General features: G+C 68.3%; 21 protein-coding genes and 1 tRNA gene. 8 read left to right on the top strand and 14 right to left on the bottom strand.

Annotation, left to right across the window (positions count from 1 at the left end):
* Nucleotides 1–18 precede the first annotated feature (18 nt).
* The 3 genes from ACWD3I_RS00720 (at nt 19) to ACWD3I_RS00710 (ending at nt 1,451) form a co-directional block, all read left to right on the top strand.
* A complete protein-coding gene (locus ACWD3I_RS00720; RefSeq protein WP_365398653.1) occupies nt 19–660 on the top strand; it encodes an HNH endonuclease signature motif containing protein in 642 nt (213 codons plus the stop codon).
* Nucleotides 657–1,322 (top strand): HNH endonuclease, encoded by a 666-nt coding sequence (locus tag ACWD3I_RS00715; RefSeq protein WP_365398656.1) that lies wholly within the window; start codon nt 657–659, stop codon nt 1,320–1,322. The genes ACWD3I_RS00720 and ACWD3I_RS00715 overlap by 4 nt, the downstream gene beginning before the upstream one ends.
* Before the next feature lie 45 nt (nt 1,323–1,367).
* Nucleotides 1,368–1,451 (top strand) — tRNA-Leu (locus ACWD3I_RS00710).
* 48 nt (nt 1,452–1,499) lie between these two features.
* Here the strand turns inward: ACWD3I_RS00710 and rdgB are convergent.
* The 4 genes from rdgB to ACWD3I_RS00690 form a co-directional block, all read right to left on the bottom strand.
* Complete coding sequence (gene rdgB / locus ACWD3I_RS00705) at nt 1,500–2,102, bottom strand: RdgB/HAM1 family non-canonical purine NTP pyrophosphatase (protein ID WP_365398659.1); 603 nt, start codon at nt 2,100–2,102, stop codon at nt 1,500–1,502.
* A gap of 34 nt (nt 2,103–2,136) precedes the next feature.
* The gene (locus tag ACWD3I_RS00700) at nt 2,137–2,535 is read right to left on the bottom strand and encodes a prefoldin domain-containing protein (RefSeq protein ID WP_266891829.1); all 399 of its coding nucleotides are present in this window, start codon (nt 2,533–2,535) and stop codon (nt 2,137–2,139) included.
* 142 nt (nt 2,536–2,677) lie between these two features.
* Nucleotides 2,678–3,415 carry a ribonuclease PH gene (rph, locus tag ACWD3I_RS00695; protein WP_365398662.1) on the bottom strand — a complete coding sequence of 246 codons (738 nt, stop codon included), beginning with the start codon at nt 3,413–3,415 and terminating at the stop codon, nt 2,678–2,680.
* 78 nt (nt 3,416–3,493) lie between these two features.
* A complete protein-coding gene (locus ACWD3I_RS00690) occupies nt 3,494–3,727 on the bottom strand; it encodes a glucose PTS transporter subunit EIIB (RefSeq protein ID WP_171144364.1) in 234 nt (77 codons plus the stop codon).
* A 127-nt stretch (nt 3,728–3,854) separates the two neighbouring features.
* Between ACWD3I_RS00690 and ACWD3I_RS00685 the strand changes: the two genes are divergently transcribed.
* Both ACWD3I_RS00685 and ACWD3I_RS00680 read left to right on the top strand, forming a co-directional pair.
* Complete coding sequence (locus tag ACWD3I_RS00685) at nt 3,855–5,147, top strand: PTS transporter subunit EIIC (protein ID WP_365398667.1); 1,293 nt, start codon at nt 3,855–3,857, stop codon at nt 5,145–5,147.
* Between the two features lie 111 nt (nt 5,148–5,258).
* Nucleotides 5,259–6,509 carry a PTS transporter subunit EIIC gene (locus ACWD3I_RS00680; protein ID WP_365398670.1) on the top strand — a complete coding sequence of 417 codons (1,251 nt, stop codon included), beginning with the start codon at nt 5,259–5,261 and terminating at the stop codon, nt 6,507–6,509.
* Between the two features lie 75 nt (nt 6,510–6,584).
* Here ACWD3I_RS00680 and ACWD3I_RS00675 read toward each other — a convergent pair whose 3' ends face one another.
* The gene (locus ACWD3I_RS00675) at nt 6,585–7,337 is read right to left on the bottom strand and encodes an MBL fold metallo-hydrolase (protein ID WP_266891822.1); all 753 of its coding nucleotides are present in this window, start codon (nt 7,335–7,337) and stop codon (nt 6,585–6,587) included.
* A gap of 238 nt (nt 7,338–7,575) precedes the next feature.
* On the opposite strand from ACWD3I_RS00675, the gene ACWD3I_RS00670 reads away from it, so the two are divergent.
* The gene (locus ACWD3I_RS00670) at nt 7,576–8,031 is read left to right on the top strand and encodes a type II toxin-antitoxin system PemK/MazF family toxin (protein ID WP_307030098.1); all 456 of its coding nucleotides are present in this window, start codon (nt 7,576–7,578) and stop codon (nt 8,029–8,031) included.
* A 24-nt stretch (nt 8,032–8,055) separates the two neighbouring features.
* On the opposite strand, the gene ACWD3I_RS00665 is transcribed toward ACWD3I_RS00670, so the two are convergent.
* The 8 genes from ACWD3I_RS00665 to clpS all read right to left on the bottom strand — a co-directional run bounded on the left by ACWD3I_RS00665 (nt 8,056) and on the right by clpS (nt 14,004).
* On the bottom strand, nt 8,056–9,006 hold the full coding sequence (locus ACWD3I_RS00665) for a PLP-dependent cysteine synthase family protein (protein ID WP_365398675.1): 951 nt from the start codon (nt 9,004–9,006) through the stop codon (nt 8,056–8,058).
* A gap of 5 nt (nt 9,007–9,011) precedes the next feature.
* Nucleotides 9,012–9,290 carry a MoaD/ThiS family protein gene (locus ACWD3I_RS00660; RefSeq protein WP_171144370.1) on the bottom strand — a complete coding sequence of 93 codons (279 nt, stop codon included), beginning with the start codon at nt 9,288–9,290 and terminating at the stop codon, nt 9,012–9,014.
* Nucleotides 9,291–9,403: 113 nt separating this feature from the next.
* Complete coding sequence (locus ACWD3I_RS00655; RefSeq protein WP_310736469.1) at nt 9,404–9,499, bottom strand: putative leader peptide; 96 nt, start codon at nt 9,497–9,499, stop codon at nt 9,404–9,406.
* 102 nt (nt 9,500–9,601) lie between these two features.
* Nucleotides 9,602–10,624 (bottom strand): LacI family DNA-binding transcriptional regulator, encoded by a 1,023-nt coding sequence (locus ACWD3I_RS00650; protein WP_365398679.1) that lies wholly within the window; start codon nt 10,622–10,624, stop codon nt 9,602–9,604.
* Nucleotides 10,625–10,664: 40 nt separating this feature from the next.
* Nucleotides 10,665–11,087: a M67 family metallopeptidase gene (locus tag ACWD3I_RS00645; RefSeq protein WP_365398683.1), complete on the bottom strand. Its 423-nt coding sequence runs from the start codon at nt 11,085–11,087 to the stop codon at nt 10,665–10,667.
* A 195-nt stretch (nt 11,088–11,282) separates the two neighbouring features.
* The gene (locus tag ACWD3I_RS00640; protein WP_365398686.1) at nt 11,283–12,713 is read right to left on the bottom strand and encodes an amino acid permease; all 1,431 of its coding nucleotides are present in this window, start codon (nt 12,711–12,713) and stop codon (nt 11,283–11,285) included.
* Nucleotides 12,714–13,069: 356 nt separating this feature from the next.
* Nucleotides 13,070–13,672 (bottom strand): DUF2017 domain-containing protein, encoded by a 603-nt coding sequence (locus ACWD3I_RS00635; protein ID WP_365398689.1) that lies wholly within the window; start codon nt 13,670–13,672, stop codon nt 13,070–13,072.
* A 14-nt stretch (nt 13,673–13,686) separates the two neighbouring features.
* Nucleotides 13,687–14,004: an ATP-dependent Clp protease adapter ClpS gene (gene clpS / locus ACWD3I_RS00630; RefSeq protein ID WP_046259019.1), complete on the bottom strand. Its 318-nt coding sequence runs from the start codon at nt 14,002–14,004 to the stop codon at nt 13,687–13,689.
* 57 nt (nt 14,005–14,061) lie between these two features.
* On the opposite strand from clpS, the gene ACWD3I_RS00625 reads away from it, so the two are divergent.
* Nucleotides 14,062–15,408 carry a nicotinate phosphoribosyltransferase gene (locus ACWD3I_RS00625; protein WP_365398692.1) on the top strand — a complete coding sequence of 449 codons (1,347 nt, stop codon included), beginning with the start codon at nt 14,062–14,064 and terminating at the stop codon, nt 15,406–15,408.
* 75 nt (nt 15,409–15,483) lie between these two features.
* Nucleotides 15,484–16,077: an isochorismatase family protein gene (locus tag ACWD3I_RS00620; protein WP_365398695.1), complete on the top strand. Its 594-nt coding sequence runs from the start codon at nt 15,484–15,486 to the stop codon at nt 16,075–16,077.
* Between the two features lie 11 nt (nt 16,078–16,088).
* Here the strand turns inward: ACWD3I_RS00620 and ACWD3I_RS00615 are convergent, their stop codons facing one another.
* Entirely contained in the window at nt 16,089–16,439 is a 351-nt protein-coding gene (locus ACWD3I_RS00615) for a hypothetical protein (protein WP_046258982.1), read from the bottom strand.
* Between the last annotated feature and the right edge of the window lie 70 nt (nt 16,440–16,509).

Below are 16,509 nucleotides of genomic sequence, written 5' to 3'. Positions count from 1 at the left end.
GGAACGGAGGGGAACGGTATGGGGGCCAGCGCGTATCCGAGGGAGCGGCTTGAGGAGGCGGCTCGGGGGGCTCGGACGTTGTCGGAGGCGTGCCAGAGGTTGGGGGTGGATCCGAAGAGCTCGACGCGGCGGTACGTGCTTGGGCGGATGAAGAGACTTGGAGTGGATGTCTCGCACTTCGAGCGGGAGGGGGTGAAGTGGACGCGGGAGCTCCTTCAGGAGGCGGTCTCGGCATCGACGAACATGTGCGAGGTGCTGCGGCGTCTCGGGCTGGAGGTGGTCGGCGGTCATCACACTCACATCAGCCGCCGGATCAGGGCGTACGGCATCGATGTCTCGCACTTCCAGGTGCCGACGCAGCGGGGAAAGATCTGGCGTCCCCGAACGCCGGAGGCTCTGCTCGTCGAGCAGCCGGTCGGCCAGGCGCGGCGCATCCCGAGTGACCGTCTCAGGTGGGCGATCACGGCCACGGGCATGCCGGAGCGCTGCGCCATGTGCGGGATGGACGCGGTCTGGCGGGGTCACCCACTCCCCCTGGAGGTCGACCACATCGACGGCAACTGGCGCGACAACCGCATCGAGAACCTGCGGTTCCTGTGTCCCAACTGCCACTCGACGACGGACAGCTACCGGGGGCGCGGAAAAGGCAGGGCTTCATGAGCAGCGGCGTGCAGTACACCCGGGAACGGCTGGCCGAGGCCGCCGCGCAGTGTTCCGACATCGACGAGGTCATCGCGTTCTTCGGCACCCGGCCGTACGGTCAACTGCGTCGCCATCTGTTCCGGCGCTTCGAGCACTTCGGGATCGACGTCTCACACATGCCCCGTCAGAGACACGTGATGGCAGCACCCGCGAGACCGACCGCTGACGAGCTGCGCCGAGCGGTCGAGAGAGCAGCCTCCATCGCGGAAACGCTCCGAGTCCTGGGAATGGAGCCCTACAACTGCAGACTGCGCGCCCAGCTGCGCCGTTGGGTGGCCGAGGACGGTCTCGACACCTCGCACTTCCTTGGGCAGGCGCACCGACGCGGCGGACCCGGCACCACACCGGTCAGGCGCGCCGGGGACATCCTGGTCCAACACGACGGCACACGCCGGACCAGGACCCATCTGCTCCGTCGAGCGCTCTTGGAAGTGGGTGTGCCCGAGGAGTGCGCCGAGTGCGGCACCGCCCCGGAGTGGCTCGGCAAGCCCATGACGCTGGAGGTCGATCACATCAACGGGGACTGGAGCGACGACCGGCGAAAGAACTTGCGGTTGCTGTGTCGCAACTGCCACGCGATCACGGCCACCTGGTGCCGAGGCGGACGCAGAGCCCGCTAGGTGCTCGAATACGAGGCCGCCTCGCCGGGTAGCATGAGCGCGCGGGCGGCCGTGGCGGAACTGGCCTACGCGCAGCACTTAGGATGCTGTGGGAGAAATCCCTTGAGGGTTCGAGTCCCTCCGGCCGCACACCTTTGATTCGAAGGTCCACCCGTACCGGGTGGACCTTCGCCGCTGTCAGCCCAACAGCTCCCGTACCACCGGCACCAACGCCCGGAACGCCTGCCCCCGATGGCTGATCGCGTTCTTCTCCTCGGCGGTCAGTTCGGCGCAAGTCCGCGACTCCCCCTCCGGCTGGAGGATCGGGTCGTAGCCGAAGCCGTTCGTGCCTGCCGGAGTGTGGCGGAGCAGTCCTCGTAGGCGGCCCTCGACCACTCGTTCCGTGCCGTCCGGCAACGCAAGGGCCGCCGCACAGGCGAAGTGGGCGCCGCGGTGTTCGCCGGCGATGTCCGACAGCTGGGCCAGCAAGAGCTCCAGGTTGGCCCTGTCGTCCCCGTGCTTCCCCGCCCAGCGGGCCGAGAAGATGCCCGGGGCGCCGTTCAGGACGTCGACGCAGAGGCCCGAGTCGTCGGCGACGGCCGGCAGTCCCGTTGCCTGGGCCAGCGCGTGGGCCTTGAGCAGGGCGTTCTCGGCGAACGTCACCCCCGTCTCCTTGACGTCGGGGATGTCCGGGTACGCGTCCGCGCCGACCAGGTCGTGAGGCAGGCCTGCGTCGGCGAGGATGGCGTGGAGTTCGGTGATTTTCCCGGCGTTGCGGGTGGCGAGGATCAGGCGGGTCATGGGGTCCAGTATCCCGGCCCCATCCCCCGCTCACCTACGACGTGCAGACCTTCGTCAACTCGCCCGCCGCGTCCGTGATGGGGCTGAGGTCGGGCGTCTCGTCGCCGTTCTTCACTGCCGTACGGACGTTGTTGACCGCCTCGTTGAGGTTGTCGACCGCCTTGTTGACGTCGGCGTTGTCGGTCTTGTCGCCGATCTCGTCGAGGTTCTTGTCGATGGAGCCGAGGGACTCCTCGATCTGGGTCGGGTCGTTGGACGCGTTCTCGACGGCCTGCTGGAGGTCGGTCACGCTGTCGGCGACGGCTTCGGCGGTCTGGACGCAGTCCAGGGCCTTGTTGACCGCGTCGCAGCCGGTCGTGAGTCCCACCGTCAATCCAACGGCCGCCACTACTGCGGCGATGGCGGTACCTCGACGGCGTCGGCTCTCGGCCATGGTGATGGTCCTCCCTTGCTCAGCCCCAAGGGCCCCCGTGTACTGGCCGGGCGTACGGTGGTGTGCCGTACGCCCGTACCCGTAGTGACGCGAGCGCGGCCGGCCGGGTTGCCCGTTCCGACCGCTTTTCTTGGTGCGTCCTTTACTTTTCGAGGACGGTATCAAGGGCCTTGCGCTGGAGGACAGCGAGTTCCGTGCAGCCCGAAACCGCCAGGTCGAGCAGGGAGTTGAGTTCGTCGCGGGCGAAGGGCTCGGCCTCCGCGGTGCCCTGGACCTCGACGAAGCGGCCGTCGCCGGTGCAGACGACGTTCATGTCGGTCTCGGCGCGGACGTCTTCCTCGTAGCAGAGGTCCAGCAGCGGCACCCCTCCCACGATGCCGACCGAGACGGCGCTCACGGTGCCGGTCAGGGGCTGGCGACCGGCCTTGATCAGCTTCTTGCCCTGGGCCCAGGACACGGCGTCCGCGAGTGCCACGTACGCGCCGGTGATGGCCGCGGTGCGGGTGCCGCCGTCGGCCTGGAGGACATCGCAGTCGAGGACGATGGTGTTCTCGCCGAGCGCCTTGTAGTCGATGACCGCGCGCAGGGAGCGGCCGATGAGGCGGGAGATCTCGTGGGTGCGGCCGCCGATCTTGCCGCGGACGGACTCGCGGTCGCCGCGGGTGTTGGTGGCGCGGGGGAGCATGGAGTATTCGGCGGTCACCCAGCCCTCGCCGCTGCCCTTGCGCCAGCGGGGGACGCCTTCGGTGACGGAGGCGGTGCAGAAGACCTTCGTGTCGCCGAAGGAGACGAGGACGGAGCCCTCGGCGTGCTTGCTCCAGCCACGTTCGATGGTGACGGGGCGGAGCTGTTCGGGGGTGCGGCCGTCGATTCGAGACATGGCGCTGAGCCTAGCGGCACATACGGAAGGGGCTCCTCCCGCGGTGGGAGGAGCCCCTTCCGGGGTGGGCTCAGAGGCTCACATCATGTCTTCGATCTCCGCGGCGATGGGGTCGGCGTCGGTGCCGATGACGACCTGGATCGCGGTGCCCATCTTGACGACTCCGTGGGCGCCGGCGGCCTTCAGGGCGGCTTCGTCGACGAGTGCTGCGTTGTGGACCTCGGTGCGGAGGCGGGTGATGCAGCCCTCGACCTCTTCGATGTTGTCGATGCCGCCGAGCCCGGCAACGATCTTCTCAGCTTTGGTGGCCATGTCGGTCTCCTCATGCACAGTTGGCCCAACTTCGCGAGCGATTGCGCTGTACGTACCGAAAGATGACGTCACAGCAACCCAATCGTCCGTAACTGGTCTACACCACCTGACAGGCGGTCGCCAACTCATGAGTTCCGACACCGAGATCTCTTCCGCACGCCGACGGTGGCAGTCGGTGTTCCAGGGCCTGCAGAAGATGGGCCGCAGCCTTCAGCTCCCCATCGCCGTCCTGCCGGCCGCGGGCATCCTCAACCGGCTCGGGCAGCCGGACGTGTTCGGGGACGACGGGCTGGGCTGGACGAACGTGGCCAAGGTGATGGCGGGGGCGGGCGGCGCGCTGCTCGACGGCCAGCTGGGGCTGCCCCTGCTGTTCTGCATCGGCGTGGCGATCGGCATGGCGAAGAAGTCGGACGGTTCGACGGCACTGGCCGCGGTGGCGGGCTTCCTCGTCTACTACTCGGTGCTGCGCCAGTTCCCGGAGGACTGTCCCGACGAGACAAAGGCGGTGACCGGCATCGGTTGCCAGGCCTCGGTGGACGGCACGGTGACGGCGTTCACGTTCCAGAACCCGGGTGTCTTCGGCGGCATCGTGATGGGTCTGCTGACGGCGTTCTTCTGGGCGCGTTACCACCGTACGAAGCTGGTGGACTGGCTCGGCTTCTTCAACGGGCGTCGGCTGGTGCCGATCATCATGGCGTTCGTGGCGATCGTGTTCGCGGCGCTGTGTCTGTGGATCTGGCCGCCGATCGGCAGCGGACTGGAGAACTTCAGCGACTGGCTGAGCGACGCGGGCGCCTGGGGCGCGGGCATCTTCGGTATCGCGAACCGGGCTCTGCTGGTGATCGGGTTGCACCAGTTCCTCAACGTGCCCATCTGGTTCCAGTTCGGCACGTACACCAAGCCGGACGGCACCGAGGTGCACGGTGACATCAGCATGTTCCTGGCGGGCGACCCGAACGCGGGTCAGTTCACGTCCGGGTTCTTCCCCATCATGATGTTCGCCCTGCCGGCCGCGGCCCTGGCGATCACTCACTGCGCCAAGCCGAGCCGCCGGAAGGAGGTCGGCGGTCTCATGCTCTCCGTCGCCCTGACGTCGTTCGTCACGGGGATCACCGAGCCGATCGAGTACTCGTTCCTCTTCATCGCACCGCTGCTGTACGCGGTCCACGCGCTGCTGACGGGTGTGTCGATGGCGGTGACGTGGGGGCTCGGGGTGCACGACGGGTTCAGTTTCTCCGCCGGGTTGATCGACTACATCATCAACTGGAATCTGGCGACGAAACCGTGGGCGATCATTCCGATCGGCCTGTGCTTCGCCGTCGTCTATTACGTGATCTTCCGTTTCGCGATCACGAAGTTCGATCTGAAAACTCCGGGCAGGGAGCCGGAGGACGAGGTCGAGGACGTCACCAAGGTCTGACCGTACGTAGCCCTCCGGTTGCGGAATTGACGGGTTCCTTATATCGACCTCCATCGTGTACAACAGGTCTACACCACTGAGTGGTGTAGACCACCACCCGATGGAGGACGTATGAGCACCGCCACCGACACGGCGGCCCCCGCGAAGAAGCGGGGATCCGGTCTTTTCCAGGGCCTTCAGAAGGTCGGCCGCAGTCTGCAGCTTCCGATCGCCGTGTTGCCGGCGGCGGGCCTGATGGTCCGGCTCGGCCAGCCCGACGTGTTCGGGGCCGACGGCCTCGGCTGGGACAAGGTCGCCCTGGTCTTCGACAAGGCAGGCGGTGCGATCACCGGCAGCCTCCCCCTGCTCTTCTGCATCGGCGTCGCCATCGGCTTCGCCAAGAAGTCCGACGGCTCGACCGCCCTCGCCGCGCTGGTGGGCTTCCTGGTCTACAGCAAGGTCCTGGAAGCCTTCCCGGTCACCGAGGCCAAGGTCCAGGCGGGTGCGGACATAGCCGCGACCTACAACAACCCCGGTGTCCTCGGCGGCATCATCATGGGTCTGCTCTCCGCTGTCCTGTGGCAGCGGTACCACCGCAAGAAGCTCGTGGACTGGCTCGGCTTCTTCAACGGCCGCCGTCTCGTCCCGATCATCATGGCCTTCGTCGGCGTCTTCGTCGGTGTCTTCTTCGGGCTGGTCTGGGAGCCGATCGGCGAGGGCATCGGCAACTTCGGCGAGTGGATGACCGGTCTGGGCTCGTTCGGTGCCGCCCTCTTCGGCCTGATCAACCGCGCCCTGATCCCCATCGGCATGCACCAGTTCGTGAACACGGTGGCCTGGTTCCAGCTCGGCGACTTCACCAACGCGGCGGGCGAGGTCGTCCACGGCGACTACAGCCGCTTCCTGGCCGGCGACCCGACCGCCGGAATGTTCATGTCCGGCTTCTTCCCGATCATGATGTTCGGTCTGCCCGCCGCCGCGCTCGCCATCGCTCACACGGCTCGCCCCGAGCGCCGCAAGGCCGTGCTGGGCATGATGATCTCGCTCGCGCTGACCTCGTTCGTGACCGGTGTGACCGAGCCGATCGAGTTCTCGTTCATGTTCATCGCCCCGGTCCTCTACGCCATCCACGCGGTGCTCACCGCCATATCCATGGCCGTCACCTGGGGGCTGGGAGTCCACGCCGGCTTCAACTTCTCCGCCGGTTTCATCGACTACGCCCTGAACTGGAACCTGGCCACGAAGCCGTGGTTGATCATTCCGATCGGCCTGGTCTTCGGAGCGATCTACTACTTCGGCTTCCGCTTCGCCATCACCAGGTGGAACCTCCCCACCCCGGGCCGCGAGCCCGAGGAGGAGGTCGAGGACCTCACCAAGGCGTGAGTCGCGACCGCCGTACGGCATGACGAAGGCCCCGGGACCGGGAAGGTTCCGGGGCCTTCGTGTGTGTACGAGGAGTCAGATGTCGTACGACACCCTCGGCGTCGCCAGCTCCACCGGGCCGTCGTAGACCGCGCGGGCGTCGGTGAGGTTGACCTGCGGGTCGGTCCACGGGGGGATGTGGGTGAGGACCAGGCGGCGGGCGCCTGCCCGGGCCGCCGTCTCACCCGCCTCGCGGCCGTTGAGATGCAGGTCGGGGATGTCTTCCTTGCCGTGCGTGAAGGCGGCCTCGCACAGGAACAGGTCGGTGTCCCGGGCGAGTTCGTCCAGCGCCGGGGTGATACCGGTGTCACCGGAGTACGTGAGCGACTTGCCGCCGTGTTCGACGCGGATGCCGTACGCCTCCACGGGATGCGCCACGCGCTCGGTGTGCACGGTGAAGGGGCCGACCTCGAAAGTGGACGGCTTGACCGTGTGGAAGTCGAAGACCTCGCTCATGGAGGAGGCGGTCGGAGTGTCCGCGTAGGCGGTGGTCAGCCGGTGTTCCGTGCCCTCGGGTCCGTAGACCGGGATCGGATCGCAGCGGCCGCCGTCATGGCGGTAGTAGCGTGCGACGAAGTACGCGCACATGTCGATGCAGTGGTCGGCGTGCAGATGGCTGAGGAAGATCGCGTCGAGGTCGTAGAGACCGCAGTGGCGCTGCAACTCGCCAAGGGCACCGTTGCCCATGTCGAGAAGCAGCCGGAAGCCGTCGGCCTCTACGAGGTAGCTCGAGCAGGCCGATTCCGCGGACGGGAACGACCCCGAGCAGCCGACGACGGTGAGCTTCATAAAGCAGAAACCTCCGCTGGCGGTAATCCAGGAGATCCAGGAATCCAGAAGATCGGGAAAGGGGACTCGGGGGTCTTGCGGTCCGTCGAGCGTAAGGCGCAAAACCCCTTGTCGCTCCTCCGCCAAGGGCTGTTGTGGGCGAACTCACCTGTGCTGTCACCGGTTCGGCTGGACCAGGGGCGCGTAAGGCTTGGAAGAAGGCGCGCGATGCGGATCGTGCGCCGGTAACGTCGTCCGTATGGACACGTCCTGGTGGCTGGCGCTCGCGGCGGTGGTACTGCTGGCGCTGGTCGCCACGCTCGTGGACGGGTGGGGACGGGGCCGCAGACCGGAGGGTCGCAGGACGCGGCCGCCGGGGCGTCCCGGGCCGCGGACCGGCACCGCGCGTCCACGGCCTGCGGAGATCTGGTGGGCGAACGTGCCCTTCGAGGACGGGCCGGGGGCCAAGGACCGGCCGTGTCTGGTGCTCGCGGTGCGCGGGAGGCGCGCGGTCGTCGCGAAGATCACCAGCAAGTACCACGACGAGCGGGCCGGGGTGATCCCGTTGCCGCCGGGTTCGGTGGGCGATGCCCACGGCCGCGCGAGCTTCCTGGAGACGGACGAGCTGCGCGAGGTGGCGGTGTGGGACTTCCGGCGCAGGGTGGGGGTGGTGGACCCGGTCCTGTGGGACCAGGTCCGTCACCTGGCGACGTAGAGCCTCAAGGAGCGTGACGAGGGCTTACGCCCAGAGCTGGCCCTGCAGCGTCTCGATCGCTTCCTCCGTCGTCGCCGCCGTGTAGACACCCGTCGACAGGTACTTCCAGCCGCCGTCCGCGACGACGAACGCGATGTCGGCGCTCTCCCCCGCCTTCAGCGCCTTGTGGCCGACGCCGATCGCGGCGTGCAGGGCGGCGCCCGTGGAGACGCCCGCGAAGATGCCCTCCTGCTGGAGGAGTTCGCGGGTGCGGGTGACCGCGTCCGCGGAGCCGACCGAGAAGCGGGTCGTCAGGACCGAGGCGTCGTAGAGCTCGGGCACGAAGCCCTCGTCGAGGTTGCGCAGGCCGTACACGAGGTCGTCGTAGCGCGGCTCGGCGGCGACGATCTTGACGTCCGGCTTGTGCTCGCGCAGGTAGCGGCCGACGCCCATCAGGGTGCCGGTGGTGCCGAGGCCCGCCACGAAGTGGGTGATGGAGGGGAGGTCGGTGAGGATCTCCGGGCCGGTCGTGGCGTAGTGGGCGCCCGCGTTGTCCGGGTTGCCGTACTGGTAGAGCATCACCCAGTCGGGGTGCTCGGCGGACAGTTCCTTGGCGACGCGTACGGCCGTGTTGGAGCCGCCCGCGGCGGGCGACGGGATGATCTCCGCGCCCCACATGGCGAGCAGCTCCCGGCGCTCCTGCGAGGTGTTCTCGGGCATCACGCAGACCATGCGGTAGCCCTTGAGCTTGGCGGCCATGGCCAGGGAGATGCCGGTGTTGCCGCTGGTGGGCTCCAGGATGGTGCAGCCCGGGGTGAGGCGGCCGTCCTTCTCCGCCTGCTCGATCATGTGCAGGGCCGGGCGGTCCTTGACCGAGCCGGTGGGGTTGCGGTCCTCCAGCTTGGCCCAGATGCGGACGTCGTCGGACGGCGACAGCCGCGGCAGGCGCACCAGAGGGGTGTTGCCCACCGCGGCCAGCGGGGAGTCGTAGCGCATCGGGATCAGGCCATGCCGCCGGCGACGGCCGGCAGGATCGTGACGTTGTCGCCGTCCGACAGCTTCGTGGTGATGCCGTCGAGGAAGCGGACGTCCTCGTCGTTGAGGTAGACGTTGACGAAGCGGCGCAGCTCGCCGCCGTCCACGATGCGGGCCTGGACGCCCGGGTGCCGGGTCTCGAGGTCGGCGAAGAGCTCGGCGAGGGTGTCCCCGTTGCCCTCCACCGCCTTCTGGCCGTCGGTGTAGGTGCGGAGGATGGTGGGGATACGGACCTCGATGGCCATGGTTGCGGGCTCCTGTCGGAAGTGTCTGGTCGGTGGGCGCGCGGCAGCGCATTTCAGCAGGTCGTGCGTGTGACGCGCCGCGGCTCACGGCCGTACGGCGGCAGGGGGCAGCGTCAACAGATGGCGCTGGCGAGCCTGCACAGGTCGACGTGCAGCCGCGCCACGAGCAGCATGCCCGGCGTCTTTTCGCTCACGTCGTCAAAAACCATGGGCTCATCGTATCGATTCCCGTCCCGGGTCCCGGAATGTGATCCCACATTCCGGACGGATCGCGGCCGGGGAGTGAGATGGCGCTGTTGGGACCGTCACGCTCAGGCGGACGCGCGCAGGACGAGTCGGGTGGGTACGACGACCGACGGGAGCTCCGAGGGACGGTCGAACAGCAGCCGGGCCATCAGTCGCCCCATCTCCCCCACGTCCTGGTGGACCGTGGTCAGCGGCGGGTCGGTCGCCTCGGCGATCTCGGCGAGGTCGTCGAACCCTACGACGGCCACGTCCTCGGGGACGCGGCGCCCCCGTGCCCGCAATGCCTCCAGGGCGCCTTGGGCCATCAGGTCCGAGGCGACGAAGACGGCGTCCAGGTCGGGGCGGCGGTCGAGCAGTGCGGCCATGGCGTCGGCGCCGCCCTGGCGGGTGTAGTCGGCGCGTTCGATCAGCTCCGGCGGGGCGTCGGGCAGGACATCGCGGTAGCCGGCGAGACGCTCGGCGGCGGAGTTCTCCTGGTCGTGGGGGCCGGTGACGGTCGCGATGCGACGGCGGCCCAGGGAGACCAGGTGCCGGGCGGCCTGCCGCGCTCCGCCGCGGTTGTCGCCGTCGACATAGGCGTGGGCGCGCACGGTGTCGCCGTCGCGCAGCAGGGGGCGGCCGCCGAAGACCGCGGGGATGTCGAGGCGGCCGATCATCTCGTGCAGCCGGCCGCCGGGGTGCAGGGAGAACAGGACGGCCGCGTCGACATGGCCGCCGCCGAGGTAGTCGGCCACGCGCGCGTGGTCGTCCGGCTCGTCCAGGAAGAGGAGGACGGCCTGGGAGCCGTGGAGTGCGAGCTCCCTGCGGATGCCGCGCAGGAGGCAGTCGAAGTAGGGGTCGAGGAAGAGCCGGTTGTCCGGCTGGTCCGCGACGACGGCGACGGCGTTCGTGCGGTGGGTGACCAGTTGCCGGGCGGCCTGGTTGGGGACGTAGCCCAGCTCGGCGATGACCTGCCGGACCTGTTCGACGACCTCGGCGCGGACCTTGGGCTCGCCGTTGATCACCCGTGAGACCGTGGATCTCGACACCCCCGACCGACGTGCGACATCCACGATCGTGGGGCGCTGTCCATGTGGCCGTCGCGTCAACACCGTCTCCGATAGGGCGAGTTGGTCGGGCGTACGGTGATCAGTATGCCTCTACGACCGTGACCTCTTCCTCCGTGATCTCGCCGTCCACGATCCGGAACGAGCGGAACTGGAAGTCGCCGAGGCCGTCGGTGTCCGCGGTGGAGACGAGAACGTAGTGCGCGCCGGGCTCGTTGGCGTAGCTCACGTCGGTGCGGGACGGGTAGGCCTCGGTGGCGGTGTGGGAGTGGTAGATGACCACCGGCTCCTCGTCGCGGTCGTCCATCTCGCGGTAGAGCTTGAGGAGGTCGCCGGAGTCGAACTCGTAGAACGTGGGCGACATGGCCGCGTTCAGCATCGGGATGTAGCGCTCGGGACGGTCCGAGCCGGCCGGACCCGCGACGACGCCGCATGCCTCGTCGGGGTGGTCCTTGCGCGCGTGCGCGACGATCTGGTCGACGAGGGCCTGGGTGATGGTCAGCATGCTGGCCAGGATAAGCAGACGGGCCACCCCGTACCGACAGGCGGTACGGGACGGCCCATATGCCGGACGCCTGAGCGGCAGCGACAGGGGGTTCCACGAAAACTCCCGGTCACTGGACGTCCCTAAGGGGCGCGGGGAACTGCGCGATCAGCCACAGCGAAGCCGCAGACGAACGACGGTCTCCCTGCCGTGGATCTAGCCGACCTTCTCGAACTCCGGCTCGCGGCGTTCCGCAATCTCCGGGTTACGACTCTTGAGCACGGCCCAGCCGATCCCGAGCGCCACGGCCCAGCCCGCCATCACGTACAGACAGACCCGGGACTCGGAGTCGTACGCGATCAGCCCGGTCACGAAGAGCAGGAACACGATGGCGACGTACGAGCCCTTCGAACCACCCGGCGCCGGGAAGGACGACGCCGGCAGGCGCCCCGCCTCGACCGCGCGGCGGTAGCGCACATGGCTGATCAGGATCATCAGCCACGTCCAGATGCCCGCCGCGGTGGCGACGGAGACGACGTAGCCGAAGGCCTTCTCCGGAACGATGTAGTTCAGAACCACGCCGATGCCCATGAACAGCACCGACACCGTGATGGCCAGCGCCGGCGTCTTCGTCACCGACAGCTTGTTGAAGACCTTGGGGGCCTCGCCGCTGTCCGCGAGGGTGCGCAGCATGCGGCCCGTGGAGTACATGCCGGAGTTGCAGGAGGACAGGGCCGCGGTCAGCACGACGAAGTTGACGATGCCCGCGCCCGCCGGGATGCCGATCATCGCGAAGGCCTTCACGAAGGGGCTGACACCGGGCGCGAACTCGGTCCACTTGACCACGCAGAGGATGACGGTGAGGGCACCGACGTAGAACAGGCCGATGCGCCAGGGCAGGGTGTTGATCGCCTTGGGGAGGGTCTTCTCCGGGTTCTCCGACTCACCGGCGGTGACGCCGACCAGCTCGACGGCGAGGTAGGCGAACATGACGCCCTGCAGGGTCATCAGGGACGAGCCGATGCCCTTGGGGAAGAAGCCGTCGAAGGCCCAGAGGTTGGAGACGGCGGCCGTGTCGCCGGCGGCGCTGAAGCCGAAGGTGAGGACGCCGAGGCCGATCACGATCATGCCGATGAGGGCGGTGACCTTGATCATCGAGAACCAGAACTCGATCTCGCCGAACAGCTTCACCGAGATCAGGTTGGCCACGAACAGCACGACCAGGAAGCCGAGCGCCGAGGCCCACTGCGGGACGTCCGGGAACCAGTAGTGGATGTAGATCGCGGCGGCGGTCAGTTCCGCCATGCCGGTGACGACCCACAGCAGCCAGTACGTCCAGCCGGTGAAATAGCCGAAGAACGGGCCGAGGAACTCGCGGGAGTACTCCGCGAACGAGCCCGAGACAGGGCGGTAGAGCAGGAGTTCACCGAGCGCGCGCATGATGAAGAAGATGATGACGCCGGCGACGGCGTACATCAGGATGAGACTGGGGCCCGCCTTGGCGATGTTCGCCCCGGCGTTGAGGAAGAGACCGACGCCGATGGCGCCGCCGATCGCGATCATCTGGACCTGGCGACTGCCGAGGCCACGCTCGTAACCCTCTTCGGAGGTGTTCTCCGAGCCTTTTTCGACCTGAGCGGAGGTCATATGTGTGGTGCGCCTTTCTCCATACCGAACCGGGCCTCTCGTCGGCCTCGGATCGGTTCTCGATCCCCCCGGATGATGGAGTTGGGCGAGCTTGCAAGGCCCGCCCCTGCCTGGCCGGCGGTTACCGGCTCGGTGGCGCACCCGACCGAACATACGGGTGGTGTTCGTCGGGCGGTCGTGAAGATTTATCACGGCCGCAACATTGATCACCTGTGCGAGATGTGGCGCAGGGCACAGGAAGAAGCGGACAAACAAATGCCGGAGTGGGCATACGCCATCAGCACGGTGACGCGATCGTTATCCGGATTTGAGCGTCCGCTGAGCGAACACAAAAAAGTCACAAACTACGGCAGAAGTTACGGAAGTAGCGTCGTTACGAGGGTTTCCTGGAGCCCGCCCAGCCACAGATACGCCATCACCATCGGCTTGCGGGGATCCTCGTCCGGCAGCCGGTAGAGAAGGTCGGTGTCCTCCTCGTCGGCGATCTCCAGCCGGGAGCCGATCGCGAGGCGCAGGTCGTTGAGGGCCCCGAGCCACTGCCGCGACTCCTCCGGCGACAGCTTGAGCACCGCCCCGCCGTCGTCCACCGGGCTCAGCGCGTCCAGGGAGCGGATCACCGCGAGGGCGCTGTCCCGCTTGCCGGCCCGCAGGTCGTTCTCGGTGTAGCGGCGGAACTCCGAGGAGTACGCCTTCTGCTCGTCGGCCTCCCTGGGTCCAGGGGTGCCCTCGGGGTCGCTGTAGGCGTCCGGGAACAGTCGCTTGAGCACCGGGTCGGAGGGCGGCTCGCTCGGGCCGTCGGTGAACAGCTCGGCGAGGGGGTCGTCGGAGGCGTCCTCGGCGGGCCCCGGCCCGATGAGCTCCAGGAGCTGTACGGCCAGCGAGCGGATGATGGAGATCTCGACGTCGTCGAGCGCGACGGCCGCGCCGCCGCCGGGGAGCGGTTCGAAGTGTCCAGGCATGAAGGTCAGTTCAGCTACTTCCGGTCCTGCTGCAGGGTGGCCCACAGACCGTAGCCGTGCATCGCCTGCACGTCGCGCTCCATCTCCTCGCGACTACCGCTGGAGACGACCGCCCGGCCTTTGTGGTGGACGTCCATCATGAGCTTGGTGGCCTTGTCCTTCGTGTACCCGAAGTACGTCTGGAACACATAGGTCACGTAGCTCATGAGGTTGACCGGGTCGTTGTGGACGATGGTGACCCAGGGGACGTCCGGCTCAGGGACGGCGAAGACCTCTTCCGCCGACTCGGTGCGTTCGATCTCTACGGGAGCGGGTGACGTCACATGGCCCATGCTGCCACGCATCACAGAAATCGTCACACCGACGAGAAGGGAGTACTATCCCGTCCTATGAACACAGCGGACCTTGGGCTGCCGGTGGATGTTCCCTCGACGGCGCTCTTCACTGATCAGTACGAGCTCACGATGTTGCAGGCCGCGCTGAAGGCCGGTACCGCCGAGCGGCACAGCGTCTTCGAGGTCTTCACCCGGCGACTGCCGAACGGGCGTCGGTACGGCGTCGTCGCGGGCACCGGGCGCGTCCTGGACGCCGTCGAGAACTTCCGATTCGACGCGGACGTCCTGCGCTTCCTGGGTGAACGGAACATCGTCGACGCGGAGACCCTGGACTGGCTCGCCTCGTACCGGTTCTCCGGTGACATCTGGGGCTATCCGGAGGGCGAGGTCTACTTCCCGGGCTCGCCGATCATGCGGGTGGAGGGCTCCTTCGCCGAGTGCGTGCTGCTGGAGACCGTGATCCTCTCGATCCTCAACCACGACTCCGCGATCGCCGCGGCCGCCTCCCGGATGTCCTCGGCCGCCGGGGGCCGCCCGCTGATCGAGATGGGCGCCCGCCGCACCCACGAGCTCGCCGCCGTCGCCGCCTCCCGCGCCGCCTACCTCGGCGGCTTCGCCTCCACCTCCGACCTCGCGGCCGGCTTCCGCTACAACATCCCGACCGTCGGCACCTCCGCCCACGCCTTCACCCTCCTGCACGACCAGGAGCGCGACGCCTTCCAGGCCCAGGTGAACTCGCTGGGCCGCAACACCACGCTGCTCGTGGACACCTACGACGTGACGGAAGCCGTCCGTACGGCGGTGGAGGTCGCCGGACCGGAGCTGGGCGCGGTCCGCATCGACTCGGGCGACCTGCTTCTCGTGGCCCACCGGGTGCGGCAGCAGCTGGACGAGCTGGGCGCCCGGGACACGAAGATCATCGTGACCTCGGACCTCGACGAGTACGCCATCGCCTCGCTCGCGGCGGCCCCCGTGGACGCGTACGGCGTCGGCACCCAGCTGGTGACCGGCTCCGGGCACCCGACCTGCTCGATGGTCTACAAGCTGGTCGCCCGCGCCGAGTCCGCCGACGTGAAGGCGCCGCTGGTGCCGGTCGCGAAGAAGTCCTCCGGCGGCAAGACCTCCATCGGCGGCCGCAAGTGGGCGGCCCGGCGGCTGGACGCGGACGGGATCGCGGAGGCCGAGGTCGTCGGCACCGGGGCCGTCCCGGCCGACCTCGTGGACCGGCAGCTCCTCGTCGAACTGGTCAAGAGCGGCGACGTCGTGGCGCGCGAGCCGCTGGACGTCGTACGGGACCGGCACACGGCCGCGCGCGACGGGCTGCCGCTGTCGGCGACCCAGCTGTCGCGCGGGGAACCCGTCATTCCGACGGAGTACGTACACGGGCGCTCGGGTAGCTAAAACTGGTGCGCCCTCCCGCAGCGCCGTCGAAGTCTCTAGGCTCTTAAGTTCACTCTTAGTCGAAGGACACCCACCATGCGCCGCGCCTTGATCGTCGTCGACGTACAGAACGACTTCTGCGAGGGGGGCAGTCTCGCGGTGGCCGGGGGTGCCGATGTGGCCGCCGCCGTCACCGAGCTGATCGGACAGGCGGCCGGCGGCTCCGGCTACCAGCATGTGGTGGCCACCCGCGATCACCACATCGCGCCCGGCGGCCACTTCGCCGACAACCCCGACTACGCCCACTCCTGGCCCGCGCACTGCGTCGCCGGTACCGAGGGTGTCGGCTTCCACCCGAACTTCGCCCCCGCCGTCGCCTCCGGCGCGATCGACGCCGTCTTCGACAAGGGGGCGTACTCGGCGGCCTACAGCGGTTTCGAGGGCGCCGACGAGAACGGCGTCGCGCTGGCCGACTGGCTGCGGGCGCGGGAGGTCGTCGAGGTGGACGTGGTGGGCATCGCCACGGACCACTGCGTACGGGCCACCGCGCTGGACGCCGTACGGGAGGGTTTCCGTACGCAGGTGCTCCTCGACCTCACCGCGGGAGTGGCCGAGGAGACCACCGACCGGGCCCTGGAGGAGCTGCGCCAGGCCGGGGTGGAACTCTCCGGGAAGCCGGTCGTCGCGTAGGCGTCAGGCGCCTACGCCGGTGCCGCCGGCCTTCTGATCAGGGCCCTGATCGGGTGCCACAGCTCCTGGGCCAGCTCCGGTCCCGGCACCGCCGCGACAGCGTTGTCAGGGGCCGTGCGCCATATCAGGCCGTCCGGATGATGGAGGACGGCCGTCACCTCGTCCGGGGTCGGCGGGGCCGCGTTGCCCCGCAGGTAGACCGCCCGCAGCCCCAGGTTGCGCAGCCTGGTCAGGGCTCGTGCGCGGTTGCGGGCGTGGACGAGGACACGGACGCAGCCCGTGCCGTCGGTGGCGGGTCTGGGCAGGTTCAGCGCCACCACCACGCTGCCTGTCGGCAGTTTGCAGAAACCTCCTGCGGCCATGCAGTCACACCCCCGTGTGCACCGGTGTCAATAAGAAAGCCATCAGGACGCACCTAAACACGATCGGCGG

This window comes from Streptomyces sp. NPDC002817 (assembly GCF_053592055.1).
The sequence above is the reverse complement of the archived record's forward strand: the minus strand, read 5'-3'. Positions and strand labels throughout refer to the sequence as shown.

Coding starts and splice junctions, on each gene's coding strand:
- ACWD3I_RS00635 (WP_365398689.1), bottom strand. CDS start 13,672: ATGCCTGGACACTTCGAACCGCTCCCCGGCGGCGGCGCGGCCGTCGCG.
- ACWD3I_RS00665 (WP_365398675.1), bottom strand. CDS start 9,006: ATGCGCTACGACTCCCCGCTGGCCGCGGTGGGCAACACCCCTCTGGTG.
- ACWD3I_RS00675 (WP_266891822.1), bottom strand. CDS start 7,337: ATGAAGCTCACCGTCGTCGGCTGCTCGGGGTCGTTCCCGTCCGCGGAA.
- ACWD3I_RS00615 (WP_046258982.1), bottom strand. CDS start 16,439: ATGGCCGCAGGAGGTTTCTGCAAACTGCCGACAGGCAGCGTGGTGGTG.
- ACWD3I_RS00645 (WP_365398683.1), bottom strand. CDS start 11,087: ATGCTGACCATCACCCAGGCCCTCGTCGACCAGATCGTCGCGCACGCG.
- ACWD3I_RS00670 (WP_307030098.1), top strand. CDS start 7,576: ATGGACACGTCCTGGTGGCTGGCGCTCGCGGCGGTGGTACTGCTGGCG.
- ACWD3I_RS00690 (WP_171144364.1), bottom strand. CDS start 3,727: ATGGCCACCAAAGCTGAGAAGATCGTTGCCGGGCTCGGCGGCATCGAC.
- clpS (WP_046259019.1), bottom strand. CDS start 14,004: ATGGGCCATGTGACGTCACCCGCTCCCGTAGAGATCGAACGCACCGAG.
- ACWD3I_RS00620 (WP_365398695.1), top strand. CDS start 15,484: ATGCGCCGCGCCTTGATCGTCGTCGACGTACAGAACGACTTCTGCGAG.
- ACWD3I_RS00625 (WP_365398692.1), top strand. CDS start 14,062: ATGAACACAGCGGACCTTGGGCTGCCGGTGGATGTTCCCTCGACGGCG.
- ACWD3I_RS00700 (WP_266891829.1), bottom strand. CDS start 2,535: ATGGCCGAGAGCCGACGCCGTCGAGGTACCGCCATCGCCGCAGTAGTG.
- ACWD3I_RS00715 (WP_365398656.1), top strand. CDS start 657: ATGAGCAGCGGCGTGCAGTACACCCGGGAACGGCTGGCCGAGGCCGCC.
- ACWD3I_RS00655 (WP_310736469.1), bottom strand. CDS start 9,499: ATGGTTTTTGACGACGTGAGCGAAAAGACGCCGGGCATGCTGCTCGTG.
- rph (WP_365398662.1), bottom strand. CDS start 3,415: ATGTCTCGAATCGACGGCCGCACCCCCGAACAGCTCCGCCCCGTCACC.
- ACWD3I_RS00660 (WP_171144370.1), bottom strand. CDS start 9,290: ATGGCCATCGAGGTCCGTATCCCCACCATCCTCCGCACCTACACCGAC.
- ACWD3I_RS00680 (WP_365398670.1), top strand. CDS start 5,259: ATGAGCACCGCCACCGACACGGCGGCCCCCGCGAAGAAGCGGGGATCC.
- rdgB (WP_365398659.1), bottom strand. CDS start 2,102: ATGACCCGCCTGATCCTCGCCACCCGCAACGCCGGGAAAATCACCGAA.
- ACWD3I_RS00720 (WP_365398653.1), top strand. CDS start 19: ATGGGGGCCAGCGCGTATCCGAGGGAGCGGCTTGAGGAGGCGGCTCGG.
- ACWD3I_RS00685 (WP_365398667.1), top strand. CDS start 3,855: ATGAGTTCCGACACCGAGATCTCTTCCGCACGCCGACGGTGGCAGTCG.
- ACWD3I_RS00640 (WP_365398686.1), bottom strand. CDS start 12,713: ATGACCTCCGCTCAGGTCGAAAAAGGCTCGGAGAACACCTCCGAAGAG.